Raw genomic sequence first — 14,675 nt, 5'->3', positions numbered from 1 at the left:
TCTGTTCTATAAAACATACTACATGTCACGTCCGACAGAAGAATGTCTGCTAGCAGAACGCAAAGAAGCAGCCCACTTTCGTTGAGCCTCAGTTAAATGTTGCTCTCGCTCTCCTCCTTGCAAAGCCCCTGCTGGGCGAAGCGCGTGACAAATCGCTTGAGCCAAGGCATCAGCTGCATCTGCAGGAGTCGGTAAAACATTAAGATTTAAAAGACGCGCAACCATGCGCTCTACCTGAGTTTTATCCGCCTTTCCATTTCCAGCAACAGCGAGTTTAACCTCTGTAGGAGTATGCAAAGCTACAGGAATACCTCTCTGAGCAGCAGCCAACATTGCAACACCTGCAACTTGAGCAGTACCAAGAACAGTGTTTCGATTTTCTTGAGCAAAAACACGCTCAATCGAAATAGTATCTGGCGAAAACCTTTCGATTTTCTCCACCAGTCCATTGTAAATTTCGAGCAATCTTAAATCTTGAGAAGTCTTAGGATCACTTCTTAATACATCGACGTGAATAAAAGAAAGCCGACGAGAAACGCCGGCTTCAATCACGCCGACCCCGCAGCGAGTAAGCCCGGGATCAACGCCCAAAATCATCATAGGAAACTATTCTGCTTCCTCAAGCTGAGCCATAACCTCATCTGAAGCAGTCCAGTTGCTGTAAATATTCTGAACATCGTCCAAATCGTCGAGATTGTCAATCAAACGAGACACTTTCTGAGCATCTTCAAAGCTCAATTCAACCTCATTGTTTGGATGCATAACGATTTCTGCGGAATCATAGTCGAAACCAGCATCTTGCAAAGCCTTACGAACAGTTACCAAATCGCTAGAATCAGTGTATACGGAATACACATCACCGTCGTCAGCAACATCTTCAGCGCCAGCTTCTGCAGCAATATCAAAAAGCTTGCTATAGTCAACGCCTTCGCTAGGAACCTCAATCAAGCCCTTACGCTCAAAGTTGAAGCTAACAGAACCGCTTGTAGCCAAAGAACCATTGCCCTTTGTAAGAGTGGAGCGAACGTCTGCTGCAGCGCGGTTGCGATTATCAGTAAGGCACTCAATAATCAATCCAACACCTGCTGGAGCATAGCCTTCGTAAACAATCTCTTCGTAGTTTGCGCCGCCTGCTTCTTCACCAGAACCACGCTTAACAGCGCGCTTAATATTATCTGCTGGCATAGAAGCTTTTTTAGCCTTAACGATTGCATCGTATAAAGTTGGGTTACCATCAGGGTCTCCACCACCAAGACGAGCAGCGATTTCAATATTCTTAATAAGCTTGGCGAAAAGCTTGCCGCGCTTAGCGTCAATAGCGGCTTTCTTATGCTTTGTGGTCGCCCACTTGGAATGACCTGACATGATACTCCTAAAAAGTGTACGGTTACGTAAACGTGATGATTTTAATGCTCTTTAGCGACAAATCGTCATGCGCTAGTATTTTTAAGCAAATTTTTAACTTCAAAAATCCTCTGTATAACGGTTATGATACCACCAATACAAAGGATAAACATGGCTAAACTAAGCCATAAAAGCCAGTCAGTTAATCCACTTAATCCCATTGAAATCAATATAATAGCCACTCTGTCTGCTCTAGTAATCAAACCTTTTTTAGCTTCCACCCCAACGGACTCACCTCTTGCTCTAGCATATGACGTTACAAAAGCAGCCATAATTGCTATTAGCGAACAAAGCAATCCGCAATATTTTATAAAACCATTAACATATTCTGGCAAATATAAACATATGTTGATATTTTTAGCACGATATAAGCAAATACAAACACACAAAAATAGAGACCAATCAGCGATTCTATCTAAAGTAGAATCCAAAAACGCACCAAATTTCGTTCCACCATTTTGATTAGTTAAAGCAGCGACTGAACCATCCAAAGCATCTGCAAGGACAAAAATCGTAAGCAAAATTGTACCGAATAAAAGCCAGCCAGTCATAGAAACAAAAATTGAGGTTACTACAACAGCCAAAGTACCGAAAACAGTAATGCCATTTGCTGTACAGCCAAATTTTACAAGCAGCTTAGCAATAGGCGCAATAACACGCTTGAATCCACCTCTTAAAGATTCCAACATATCTAATAAAACGCCTTCCTAGATTAAACAAGCTACTCATACACACACTATCAACAAACTATGTTAATAAAAAACGCCGCTTAAAATTAAGCGGCGCAATTTCTAGCTCCCTCACCTGGATTCGAACCAAGACAAAGGGTTCCAAAGACCCGTGTGCTGCCATTACACCATGAGGGAACGGCGGAAAAAACCGCCAAGTCACTATTATGCCATAACAATTGACATCGTCAAGTTTGGCGTGGCGAAATAGGATTTATGCAAAGAAGAACCCCTTGCCATGATGCTCTGGATAAGTGTCAAACAGCTTTGCAACAGACCCATCTTCAAACACAGCTTTAATAGCACTTGCCAAAAGTGGGGCAATTGAAAGAACAGTTAACCCATCCCAACGCTTTTCTTCTGGAATTGGAACAGTATCCGTTAACACCACTTCCCTAGCTCCGCAATTCTTTAAACGTTCAACTGCAGGACCAGAAAGCACTCCGTGAGTTGCAACAACCGTAACAGACTTTGCACCAGCGTCCTTAAGAACATTACAAGCGCCTGCAATTGTTCCAGCAGTGTCAATTAAATCATCAACCATAACACAATCACGCCCAGCAACATCACCAACAACACGATTTGCTACAGCCTGATTTGGACGAGTAATATCTCTAGTCTTATGAACAAAAGCCAATGGACCTCCGCCTAAACGTTGCGCCCACTGTTCTGCAACTCGGATTCGACCTGCGTCTGGCGAAACAACGGTAACGTTTCCTAAATCTTCGCTGAAACGATCTCGAACGTAATCAACCAGCACTGGCATAGCAATCAAATGGTCTACAGGACCATCGAAGAATCCTTGCGATTGTGCCGCATGCAAGTCAACGCTCATGATTCGATCTGCGCCTGCTGTTTTAAGCAAATCAAACATCAAGCGGCAAGAAATAGGCTCACGACCGCGATGCTTTTTATCTTGTCTAGAATATCCAAGCAACGGGCACACAGCGGTAATAGAACGAGCAGACGCGCGCTTTAATGCGTCGATCATAATTAACTGTTCCATAATGGACTTGTTAACAGGGTCACTATGACTTTGCAACACAAACACGTCTGTTCCTCGCACAGACTGAGTGTAACGAACATACATCTCGCCATTGGCAAAATCATATGCTGTTGTTTCCAATACTTCTATACCAAGCTGATTTGCAACATCTCGAGCAAGCTTCGGATGCGCGCGACCAGTTACGAGAACAAGGTTTTTATCTGGCTTTCCTTCAAGGACGATGCTCACCATATCTCCAAACGCTAGTTCACTAACAGCCCACAAAAAACGGACTGTGATTAATACTATCTATTTGCGCAGACTATAATCATTAAGCCGTTTCATACACAACAAATCATTGCAAAAGATTCCAAATAATCACAAATCGCGTCTGTATAAACCATGCTTAACAATGTATTGAACAACTCCATCTGGAACCAAATACCATACAGGCTCCCCGTGCTCAGCTCGCTTACGAACATCAGTAGAAGAAATTGCTAGTGCTGGGATTTCCAAAATGTCAACTGGGAAACGATGACTGTGACAATTAATCATATCGTCACAAGAATCCGCTGAATACACATGAGCCTCAATTTGAGTAAACTTTTCTGGACTAGAATACCCAGGACGAGTAACAGCCACAAATCTAGCCAAATTCCACAGTTCTCTAGCATCTTTCCATTGCATAATCTCCGCAATAGCATCCGCGCCTGTAATAAAGAAAAGTTCAGCATCTGGATGCTGAGATCGAATATCGCGAAGCGTATCAATTGTATAAGTAACACCTGGTCTATCAATATCCACTCTGGAAACTGTGAACTTGGGATTAGAAGCAGTTGCAATCACAGTCATCAAATATCGATCTTCTGCGTTAGTAACCTTCTTATCAAGTTTAAAAACAGGCTTTCCTGTAGGAACAAAAATAACTTCGTCTAGATCATAAACCCATGCAACTTCAGAAGCTGCTACCAAGTGGCCGTTGTGAATAGGGTCAAAAGTGCCGCCCATGATCCCTATTCGTTGGCGCTGATGAACATTACCTCTAGCAGATTGACGGTGTTTAACAACACCTGCCACAACAGGCGGCGCAGCCTCAGTGCCATTAAAAGACCCTTGGAACAAGTCAGACATTCTGCGCTCTTCAGAAAAATCTTTTACTTCTGACTTAATACTATTTTGGGAATCAACTTTAGAGTTGTTTAGATTATTTTGCATTAATTCATTTCCACATTTTGTTCAAAATACACAAAATCAAGCATCATGATTATTTTGCACCATCAAGCAAATCAGCAGCATCATCTGCCTTAGCTTCACCGATAACGCTAGAGGCAACGTTCGCCTTATCAGGATTAATATTGCCCATTTCCTCATTCCACTCATCTTGAACAACCCGTTTAATCTCCTCAAATGTTGGAAGAGGAAAATCAGGCTGGAAAATACTTCTAATCTTTGCAACAGATTCTGTAATCTTAATAAGAATATCTGCCATATTATCTACTTCACCGCAACGCTCAAGATTACTGAATTGAGATATATTATCTTCCATTTTTCTCAAATTCTTATTAATCTCATCTAAAGCAGCATTATCCTGAGGCTTGAAAACAGTACGATTATCCCTATCTGGCCAACCCATTAATATTGCATCAGCATATTCAAGAGAAGATCTTTGAGATGCAGACGCAATACCATCTTCAATTTGCACTAAAAACACATAGCGAACTATGGATAAACGCTCAGCGGAAATATCTAAAGCATCTAAAACATTGAAATCAGACACACCATATGATTCGCTTTTCGCGTATACAATATCTGATTTAGTTGATTCCTGTGTATTTGGCATACTCATAACCTTACTCTTAATACCTTATTATCTGTCACAATTTATAACATCAAGCTCTTATTTGACCATCTCCATAACCAATCCACTTTGTGGTTGTCATTTCTCTCAAACCCATCGGACCCCTGGCATGTAATTTTTGAGTGGAAATGCCAAGCTCAGCTCCAAAACCAAATTCGCCGCCATCCGTAAATCTTGTTGAAGCATTTACCATAACAACAGCTGAGTCTACAGATGACACAAAATTATTGATTGTTAAATAATCTTCAGCAATAATCGTCTCAGTATGCCCCGTTGAATACTTTGTAATATGATTCGCAGCATCCTCAACATCTTTTACAATCTTTACTCCTATTTGCAAAGACAAATATTCACGATTCCAATCATCATCATTTGCATGTTCTAACTGCAAACCATTGATATTTGAATCGAATAGAATATTGTAGGATTTTTCATCAGCATGAATCAAAACATTATGTTTAGCTAACTCGCCTGCAATTCTTGGCAGAAAATCTTTAGCAATATCTTGATTTACAAGCAATTTTTCTGCAGCATTACAAACTCCAACTCTTTGAGTTTTTGCATTTACAATAATTTGTATCGCTTTTTCAAAATCTGCTGTTTTATCCACGTAAATATGAACATTTCCAGCTCCAGTTTCTATAACTGGAACTGTTGACTCTTTAACAACTGCAGCGATTAGATTTGCACTTCCTCTAGGAACAAGAACATCAATATGACCATGAGCATGCATCATTGACGTTGCTCCACTTCTTCCAAGATCATCAACAGATTCTATAAGATTTCCACTTACACCAAAATCTTTTAATACTTGCTTGATTACAGAAATTGTCGCATAGTTCGTGCGCTCAGCTGCACTACCGCCTCTTAAAATTACAGCATTTGAAGATTTTATGCACAAAGATGCAACGTCAACAGTCACATTTGGTCTAGCTTCGTAAATAATTCCCATTACGCCTATTGGCACTCTTACTTGAGAAAGCCTAAGACCATTTTCTAGCGTGTATCCACGAACAACTTCTCCAACAGGATCTTGTAATTGCGCTATTTTTCTAATACTTTTTGCAGATTGGAATATTCTTTCTTCATCAAATTTAAGTCTGTCTAGTTTTCCAGCATCCATACCATTTTTTTGAGCTTTTTCTAAGTCTTGCTTATTTGCTTCTTCAATAAATTCTGCATTATTTTCAATAGAATCAGCAATAGCATTTAGAAGATTATTTTTAAAATTGGTATTAGCTTTAGCAAATTCACGCTGTACTATTCGCGAAGCATCCGCTCTAGAAAAAACAATAGAATCTATAGAGTCCCCATAATCTTTAGACATATTGTTTTGTGCATTACTATGCGTTTCATCTAACTTTGTATCAAGATTAATCATATTGAACATATTAGCAATAGCAGTACTTAGGCTCCACCTCTTCAGGTAACATGTATACCAATTAGCACGAATGGAGGAATCATGGCAGAAAACACTACGAATACAGTTATGTTTCACAGCACTAGGTCAAACTCTAAAACCTATACATCGAAGCAAGCTATTCGTAGAGGAATAGCAGATGATGGTGGCTTGTTTGTTACGGATTGCCTTGGTGAAACTCGTTATGATATTTCTAATCTTTCTGGGAAAACTTATAAACAGATTGCTAAAGACGTTCTTCAAATTCTCCTTCCAGATTTTACGTCTAGTGAGCTTGATGAGTGCGTTGAAAATGCTTATGGAAGTCAGTGGGAAGATAGTGAAATTACTCCTCTAAAGACTCTTGGAAATAATAATGATTTTGTTCTAGAGCTTTTCCACGGTCCTACATGTGCTTTTAAAGATGTTGCTTTGCAGATTTTGCCGCAATTCATTAGTCACACAAAAAATGTATCTGATTCTAATAAAAATGTTATGATTCTTACCGCCACTTCGGGAGATACAGGAAAAGCTGCGTTAGCTGGGTTTGCGGATATTGAAGGCACTTCTATGGTCACTTTTTACCCAGAAGGTAAAGTAAGTAAAATTCAAGAATTGCAAATGACAACTCAAAGTGGAAATAACGTAAAAGTATGCGCTGTTAGAGGAAATTTTGACGATGCGCAAAGCGGCGTTAAACAAATATTTACTAACAATTCAATTAATGAAACGGTTGAAAACAATAATCACGCACTGCTTTCTTCTGCTAATTCGATTAATATTGGAAGACTTATTCCTCAAGTTGTTTACTACTTCTACGCTTATTCTAAGCTTGTTGAACAAGGCGTTATTGAACTTGGTAATGAAGTGGAATTTTGTGTCCCTACTGGCAATTTTGGAAATATTCTTGCTGGATATTACGCGAAAATTCTTGGTCTTCCTGTAAAACACTTAATCGTAGCGAGCAACAGCAACAATGTTTTGTTTGACTTTTTGGTCAGTGGAACATATAACAAGATTCGACCATTTAACCAAACAATTGCACCGTCTATGGATATTCTTGTTTCTTCTAATTTAGAACGCATGCTTTACTACATGTGCGATAAAGATACACGACTGTTGCAAATGCTTATGAATGATTTACAACAATGGGGCGCCTTTGAAATACCAGATAATGTTCTTTCTAAAATTAGGAAACTTTTTGGTTGCGGCTGGGCAAACGAGGATCAAATTCGCGATTCCATACAAGAATGCTGGAATAAGCATAATTATGTTATTGATCCACATACTGCTTGCGGATACTTTGTTATGAATCATATTCCTCATGATTCTAATGTTCCGCGTGTTCTTTTGAGCACAGCAAGCCCGTATAAGTTCCCTAGGGTTGTTTGCGAATCTTTAGGCTTAAATGTTGAAGGATTAGATGATTTTGCTTGCATGGATTTGTTAGAAAGCAAAACTTCTACAAACGCTCCTAAAATGCTTAGCGAACTTAAAAATAAAACAGCTAGATTCAACGATGTTATTAACATCGAAGATATGCCAGATTATGTTCTTAAGTGCGCTAACGAAATTTGCTAAAGATTTTGGTTTAAGACTTAAACAAAGCATAATATACTTCGTTTAGTGTGTTTAAATCATGACCTTTTCTAGCTCCTGCAGAAAAGAATCTACGTCTTTTTACATTATCGTCTAGGCTTTTAAGTTTTAACGATAATTTTCTGCCTAATTCCCATGCAGCTTCTTCAAAAACACCGTCTTCTCTAGCTTCTTGCAATGTTGAACAGGCCACAGTGGAAGAAACGCCCTTTTTTTGTAGCTCAATGCGAGTCGCACGTTCTCCCAACAATCTAGATACACATGAGCGTATAACGGATCTAGCATATTGTTTATCGTCAACCAAATGTAATTCTTCCAAACGAATTATTACGGATTCAACAATATTCTCTTTGTAACCCTTATTTATGAGCCTATTCTTTAAATCATCGGAAGATCTAGCTGAATAATCTAGCATTCGTAAAGCAGATTCTCTACAATCGTCGAAATCAGAGGCTTTTTTGACATCTACTTTTTTAGCAGCTTTTCTACTATTAAATGAATTATACTTCTTAAAAGCGTAAGAAGAGTTTTCTTCACAATAATCTTCATGATTATTATCTAAGCTATCAAATGACTTATCATAAGCATCACTAACGCCAACTGTTGTTAAATCACAACCATTAACTTCAGATTCTTCTGCTTTTTCACACTCATTTTCTGCAGAATAATAAGAATCAACAGGTTTATGATTGCGAAGAAAACTCTCTACACTAATCATCTTCTATTCTTTTCACTGAATCTCAGCCAATATGATGTGAATCAGCTAAACTCAACTTTGTTTTAATAATTTTATTTAATATAGTTTTATTTGACATCACTGCCTTTTGAAGTGTTTGTTTTACTATCAGCACTTGAAGATGATACTGACTGAGAATTGTCATCTTCATCTTCTACCTCAACGAATTGATCTTCTGGCTTCATTAGCCCAAACGCTACTTTTACTTTATCGCTAATCTCTTCTGTAATAGCAGGATTATCTTTAAGGAATTGGCGAACGTTCTCCCTACCTTGCCCAAGTTGTTCACCTTCATAAGTGAACCAAGAACCAGATTTTTTAATAACATCGCACTGTACAGCCATATCGATTACAGAACCTTCAGTTGATATTCCTTCTCCGTAAAGAACATCAAACTCTGCTGTTTTAAAAGGCGGAGCCATTTTATTCTTTACAATCTTTACCTTAGTACGATTTCCAACAGCCTCTTCACCATTTTTGATAGTAGAAACTCGTCTAATATCCATTCGAACAGATGAATAGAATTTAAGAGCTTTACCACCAGTAGTTGTTTCTGGATTACCGAAGAATACACCAATTTTTTCACGAAGCTGATTAATAAATATTGCTGTCGTTCCAGCTTGAGACAATGCACCAGTCATTTTTCTTAAAGCTTGGCTCATTAAGCGCGCTTGTAAACCAACATGGCTATCTCCCATGTCTCCATCAATTTCCGCTTTTGGAACAAGAGCTGCTACAGAATCAACTACTATAACATCTAAAGCACCAGAACGAATTAGCATGTCGGCAATCTCTAATGCTTGTTCACCATTATCTGGCTGAGAAACAATAAGAGAATCTGTGTCAACACCCAATTTACGCGCATAAACTGGATCTAAAGCATGCTCAGCATCAATAAATGCAGCAATACCACCATTCTTTTGAGCATTAGCAACAATATGCAAAGCTAATGTTGTTTTACCAGAAGATTCAGGACCATAAACTTCCACAATACGCCCACGAGGAACGCCACCAATCCCTAGAGCCATATCTAGAGCTATTGAGCCAGTAGGGATAACCTCCACGTCTTGTAGTGGCTTATCACCCAATCGCATTGCGGAACCTTTACCATATTGTTTTTCAACATTGGCAAGAGCTGTTTCCAACGCTGCTTTTCTACGAGGATCTGCCTTGTCGGCATCAATAAGACGATCCACTGCACCTTTTTTTGCTTGTTGTGCCATATCTGCTACTCCTTTCGCATGCCGATGTATTGATTGACGTTAATGCAATACATAATGACTATGCAAGCGTTTTAGAGCAATGTGGTTAAAGGTTTTACTCAATAACACAATAGGCACTTATCACGCTGCAAGAAGCCCAACAATTGACATTATACACCATAAACGAACATTTGTTCGACAAGTGTGTTGACTTGAAATTCCAACGAAAATATCTATTTTGCAGGCATTGGTGGAGCATTATGATCTTTACCCCACCTCTTACTATCAGGAATATTCATGTGATCACATAAAACATTCCAGACAATTCTTGGCTCTACTCCAGCATCAATCGCCTCACGAGCACTCATACCATTAAGTTTTTGCAGCTCCTGATCTTTTGCGATACTCCTGCCAAACTCCCTGCCAAATACCTCTTCAAGAAGCTCCCAGAATTCACGCTCGCGCATCAAAAATCCAATCTTCAAAAATTATGGAATGCAGAATTTTGATTAACGCATAAACGACACCGTTTCGAACTTCTTCACGATTACCAGAAATATTTAATTGAGCAGAAATCAACAATCCTAAATCACAAGAATAAAAATCACATTTCTCCAAGGAGAAATTACTAATTTTTCCACACTTACAATCAAAAACGCAATTTTTTATTCTATTAAACTTGCAAGAAATCGCATCAGGGTCAAGCGAATAGCAAGATTTATCTGTAACAGTTGGAACAAAAACACCAATATACGCCAACCCAGCTGGCTTACCAGCATCAGAACCAGGTCCAGCAACACCAGTAGTTGACAATCCAATAATAGGAAAATCAGGATTGTCAACATCTTTTTGTTGCTCAAAACGCTTATAACACCAACCAGATCCACTGTATAATCTTGCTGCACCAAACGCCATTTGCTTTGCTACTCGCGCATCTACAGCACCACACGATTTTAATAAATCGCAATCCACACCAAGTATCTTAGATTTTTCACGAATATCGTAAGTAACAGCAGATCCAAGAAAAACTCTAGAAGCGCCAGGAATCTTTACAAACGAATCTGAAAGAAGACCCCCAGTCAGAGACTCAGCACATGCGATATGCAAAGAATGTGCATCGCAAAAATCAAGAATCTCACTAGCTAAAACACTAACAGAGTCACTACACATATCTATATCAATGCTTCAAAGCGTCGTTCACATAAAGAATACCAGAGTAAGTAGCAAAACCTATTGCAATTCCAATCAAACCGTAAGCAATGGAGTAATAGCAAATCACCCAAAGTGGAATATCATTTGCGCAGAAAATAGGAACAATAGGAACGAGAAGCATTGCAATACCAATTGACTGAGAAAGTGTCTTAAACTTTCCAGCAGAAGATGCTGCAATCACTTTACCGCCCTTATTTATAACATAGAATCGTAAAATAGTTATGCCAATTTCACGAATAACAAACAAAGCAGTAATCCACCAATATAGTTCTCCAAAAGCTGACGCAATAATAAGCGCGGAAAGCATAAGAAGCTTATCTGCTATAGGATCTAGTAATTTACCAAGCTCAGTTACCTGATTGTATTTTCTAGCCATCCAACCATCTAATTTATCTGTAGAAGCTGCAATTACAAACAAAACAAACACTGACCAACGTATCGCAGTAGAAGTATAACCCCAAGGACCTGCAACCAAATATAAGATTATAAATAGAATGGAAAGAATAATCCTTATGTATGTCACTACATTAGGAGCATAATCCCAACCTTCAAGTAATTTAGACTTACTGTTTTTCAACATCTATAAATACCTCCATAAAGCTACACAAATATGGTATAGCAAACGCAAAACTTAATTCAACTTTTACAAAGAATCACTTTCACCGCGAATAAATGCTAAAACTTTAGGCAAATCTTGAGGTTGCACAAGAACCTCACGTGCCTTAGATCCTTCGGATGGACCAACAACGCCACGCGACTCAAGCAAATCCATTAACCTACCAGCTTTAGAAAAGCCAACACGCAATTTTCTTTGAAGCATCGAAGTGGATCCAAACTGAGCGCCTACTACAAGCTCTGCAGCCTGAAGCAGCTTATCCATATCGTCGCCAATATCGCTAGTTTTAAGCTTGCTTTGAGCTTGAGCATCCGATTTTTGAGCCATTTGTTCAATATCTTCACGATACTTTGGCTTGCGCTGAGTGCGAACATACTCCACAGCCCTGCGGATTTCAGATTCACTCACCCACGAGCCCTGCACACGCTGAGGCTTAGCAGCACCCATTGGAAGGAACAAAGCGTCACCTTGACCAATCAAAGTTTCTGCACCAACAGTATCGAGAATAACCCTGGAATCAGTTGCAGATGAAGTAGCAAAAGCCAAGCGAGAAGGAATATTTGCTTTAATCAAGCCTGTTACAACGTCAACAGATGGGCGCTGAGTAGCAAGAACCAAATGCACTCCTGCAGCTCGAGCAAGCTGAGTAATACGCTGAATAGAACTTTCCACATCGTTCTTAGCAACCATCATCAAATCAGCCATCTCGTCTACAACCACAAGCAAATACGGGTATGGAGCAACTTTTCGATTAGAACCAGCCGGAGCATGAACTTTTCCTTCACGCACAGCCTTGTTGAAATCTTTAACATGGCGGAAGCCGAAGAATTGCAAGTCGTCGTAGCGCGCGTCCATCTCTTTAACAACCCACTCGAGAGCCTGCGCAGCCTTCTTAGGATCCGTAATAATCGGTGTGAGCAAATGCGGAATGCCAGCGTATGCAGAAAGCTCTACTCTCTTAGGATCTACCAAAATCATACGAACCTGTTCAGGTGTTGCTCGCATGATAATAGAAGTGAGCATCGAGTTAATAAAACTCGACTTACCAGATCCTGTAGCACCTGCAACAAGCAAATGCGGCATTTTATCGAGAGCTGCCGTTACGAAATGACCCTCAACATCCTTACCAACACCTGTAAGCATAGGGTTTGGATCTTGGCGCGCTTTATCAGACCTAAGAACATCTCCCAGATTTACAATCTCTCTATCTACATTCGGGATCTCAATACCAATTGCAGACTTGCCCGGAATTGGAGAGAGAATACGCACATCAGTACTTGCTACAGCATACGCAATATTCTTTTGAAGATTCGTTACCTTCTCTACTTTTACTCCAGATCCTAACTCAACTTCATATTGAGTTACAGAAGGACCTCTTAAGAAGCCAATAACCTTCGCATCTACCTCAAATTGTTCAAAGGTAGAAGTTAAAGCTCGAATCACACGATCATTCGCTGGTGTTCTTGTTGCATGAGGCTTTCCATGAACAAGTATGTTCAAATCTGGTAGAATATAAGGTTCATCTTCATAAACATTAGAATCACTATGATTTGAATCGTATATATCTTTGCCAGCAGCGCTATCACTATTATTTTCTTGCGATGACCTATATTTATCTAATTGCTGAGCAGGCATATTTCCCCAAGGATCAGAAGAATATTGCTCGCTGGTGCTTATAGGAGCCTTAGGGAATTCATCAATATATAATTCTGGAGATGTTTTCCAAGAATTAGAATTCGCAGAAGAACCACTTGAAGATACAGACCTAGGAGACTCACGATTATGTGATTTATCAACCGTATTCTCATAACCTTGCGATTGATTATTAAGATCACCATCATGAATATTCGTGCGATCAGCATTATTTGATTCGAAATTACTACCGCCATCTTTTGAAGATGCACAGAGAAAAGCATCATCTCCAGCATACTCATCTAAAAGCTCATTATTACTATCTTTTTTCTTAGTTCCAAATAGTGAATTCCATAATTTAGAAATTAACGAATTATGCAAAGATCTGCGAGACTTTTCAGATTTGTCAGAATCATCATGAGTTGGCACTCCATCAGCAAATTCAAGTGTTTTATCATCATCCTTAGAATCATTATCGTATGAATCTTCCTCAGAATTATCGTCTTTACTATCTTTACTATCTTTAGAAAAAGCAGAAAATATAAACTGCGTTATGTCTGTAACATGCAATTTTAAAATCATCAAAAACGAAAAAATTGCGATAATAACAAAAATCACTAGAGCAAAAGTCCTAGATAATCCCCAAGCTAAAGGAGAACCAAGAGAAAAACCTAATAATCCACCAGATTTTTGCAAATCTTCTATGTGAAAATGTTGATTTTTACTAGCAAATAAAATATCTAAAATAGAACATATAGACCACAAAATAAGAACAAAACCACCTATAACACGTGGGTTACCTGATTTTGATCCACTATTTCTCATTAGTCTAATTGCTACAGCAAATAACCAAACTGGTAAAACAATGCTCATAACTCCAAAAACTGCAGATGCTGCGAAGTGAAAAGCAACGCCTATAAAACCACTAACTCTAAACCATTCCGATGCGCAGAAAAGAATAGCAATAATAATCATTACAAAGCACAATCCATCTCTGCGGTATGCTTCGTCGTATTCTCCCACACCAAAAAGCGAACGTACTACTTTACCAACAAGTCGCGGAACAAAAAGCAGCGCGGATTCCCAAAAAGGTTCATCATAAGATACATTTGATGACGACTTTGATGACTTACCGCCCCTACCTGCCATATATAAGCTCCTTAAACATAAATTTATGAAACATAACAAATTATGCAATCCACATTATTCTACCCCAACGTGTACTAATATACGGGCATAAACGTGTACTGATAAATTAAAAAATCTAATTGCAAAAAGAATGATACTCAAAGTAAAAAAATAAT

14 protein-coding genes and 1 tRNA gene are annotated in these 14,675 nt (G+C 39.0%); 1 reads left to right on the top strand and 14 read right to left on the bottom strand.

Annotated features, from left to right (window positions below; all coding sequences use genetic code 11):
- Window positions 1-18 precede the first annotated feature (18 nt).
- From ruvC to HXT55_RS03540, 8 genes are all read right to left on the bottom strand, one after another.
- Window positions 19-600, bottom strand: coding sequence for a crossover junction endodeoxyribonuclease RuvC (gene ruvC / locus HXT55_RS03575; protein WP_004113652.1), 582 nt, complete (start codon window positions 598-600; stop codon window positions 19-21).
- A 6-nt stretch (window positions 601-606) separates the two neighbouring features.
- Window positions 607-1,365, bottom strand: coding sequence for a YebC/PmpR family DNA-binding transcriptional regulator (locus HXT55_RS03570; protein ID WP_004113651.1), 759 nt, complete (start codon window positions 1,363-1,365; stop codon window positions 607-609).
- Window positions 1,366-1,430: 65 nt separating this feature from the next.
- Window positions 1,431-2,093, bottom strand: coding sequence for a CDP-alcohol phosphatidyltransferase family protein (locus tag HXT55_RS03565; protein WP_004113650.1), 663 nt, complete (start codon window positions 2,091-2,093; stop codon window positions 1,431-1,433).
- Between the two features lie 106 nt (window positions 2,094-2,199).
- Window positions 2,200-2,270, bottom strand: a tRNA-Gln gene (locus HXT55_RS03560).
- Window positions 2,271-2,346: 76 nt separating this feature from the next.
- The gene (locus tag HXT55_RS03555; protein WP_032833905.1) at window positions 2,347-3,369 is read right to left on the bottom strand and encodes a ribose-phosphate diphosphokinase; all 1,023 of its coding nucleotides are present in this window, start codon (window positions 3,367-3,369) and stop codon (window positions 2,347-2,349) included.
- A gap of 126 nt (window positions 3,370-3,495) precedes the next feature.
- Window positions 3,496-4,332 carry a nicotinate-nucleotide adenylyltransferase gene (gene nadD, locus HXT55_RS03550; protein ID WP_004113635.1) on the bottom strand — a complete coding sequence of 279 codons (837 nt, stop codon included), beginning with the start codon at window positions 4,330-4,332 and terminating at the stop codon, window positions 3,496-3,498.
- A 49-nt stretch (window positions 4,333-4,381) separates the two neighbouring features.
- Complete coding sequence (locus HXT55_RS03545; protein WP_020760379.1) at window positions 4,382-4,957, bottom strand: hypothetical protein; 576 nt, start codon at window positions 4,955-4,957, stop codon at window positions 4,382-4,384.
- A 49-nt stretch (window positions 4,958-5,006) separates the two neighbouring features.
- Window positions 5,007-6,365, bottom strand: a complete 1,359-nt coding sequence (locus tag HXT55_RS03540) for a glutamate-5-semialdehyde dehydrogenase (protein WP_020760378.1) — start codon at window positions 6,363-6,365, stop codon at window positions 5,007-5,009.
- Window positions 6,366-6,437: 72 nt separating this feature from the next.
- Here HXT55_RS03540 and thrC point away from each other — a divergent pair, with 72 nt between their 5' ends.
- Window positions 6,438-7,955 (top strand): threonine synthase, encoded by a 1,518-nt coding sequence (gene thrC, locus HXT55_RS03535; protein ID WP_415682275.1) that lies wholly within the window; start codon window positions 6,438-6,440, stop codon window positions 7,953-7,955.
- Window positions 7,956-7,965: 10 nt separating this feature from the next.
- Here thrC and HXT55_RS03530 read toward each other — a convergent pair whose 3' ends face one another.
- The 6 genes from HXT55_RS03530 to HXT55_RS03505 form a co-directional block, all read right to left on the bottom strand.
- Window positions 7,966-8,691: a regulatory protein RecX gene (locus HXT55_RS03530; RefSeq protein ID WP_004117774.1), complete on the bottom strand. Its 726-nt coding sequence runs from the start codon at window positions 8,689-8,691 to the stop codon at window positions 7,966-7,968.
- 86 nt (window positions 8,692-8,777) lie between these two features.
- Window positions 8,778-9,932, bottom strand: a complete 1,155-nt coding sequence (gene recA / locus HXT55_RS03525) for a recombinase RecA (protein WP_004113623.1) — start codon at window positions 9,930-9,932, stop codon at window positions 8,778-8,780.
- A 212-nt stretch (window positions 9,933-10,144) separates the two neighbouring features.
- Window positions 10,145-10,378, bottom strand: coding sequence for a DUF3046 domain-containing protein (locus HXT55_RS03520; protein ID WP_004113620.1), 234 nt, complete (start codon window positions 10,376-10,378; stop codon window positions 10,145-10,147).
- Window positions 10,365-11,081 carry a CinA family protein gene (locus tag HXT55_RS03515; RefSeq protein WP_004117772.1) on the bottom strand — a complete coding sequence of 239 codons (717 nt, stop codon included), beginning with the start codon at window positions 11,079-11,081 and terminating at the stop codon, window positions 10,365-10,367. The genes HXT55_RS03520 and HXT55_RS03515 overlap by 14 nt, the downstream gene beginning before the upstream one ends.
- Window positions 11,082-11,088: 7 nt before the next feature.
- Window positions 11,089-11,703, bottom strand: a complete 615-nt coding sequence (gene pgsA, locus HXT55_RS03510; RefSeq protein WP_004113615.1) for a CDP-diacylglycerol--glycerol-3-phosphate 3-phosphatidyltransferase — start codon at window positions 11,701-11,703, stop codon at window positions 11,089-11,091.
- Between the two features lie 63 nt (window positions 11,704-11,766).
- Window positions 11,767-14,520, bottom strand: a complete 2,754-nt coding sequence (locus HXT55_RS03505; RefSeq protein WP_421792490.1) for a DNA translocase FtsK 4TM domain-containing protein — start codon at window positions 14,518-14,520, stop codon at window positions 11,767-11,769.
- Window positions 14,521-14,675 lie beyond the last annotated feature (155 nt).

It is taken from the genome of Gardnerella sp. KA00718, from assembly GCF_049244285.1.
Classification (GTDB): Bacteria; Actinomycetota; Actinomycetes; order Actinomycetales; family Bifidobacteriaceae; genus Bifidobacterium; species Bifidobacterium vaginale.
The sequence above is the reverse complement of the archived record's forward strand: the minus strand, read 5'-3'. Positions and strand labels throughout refer to the sequence as shown.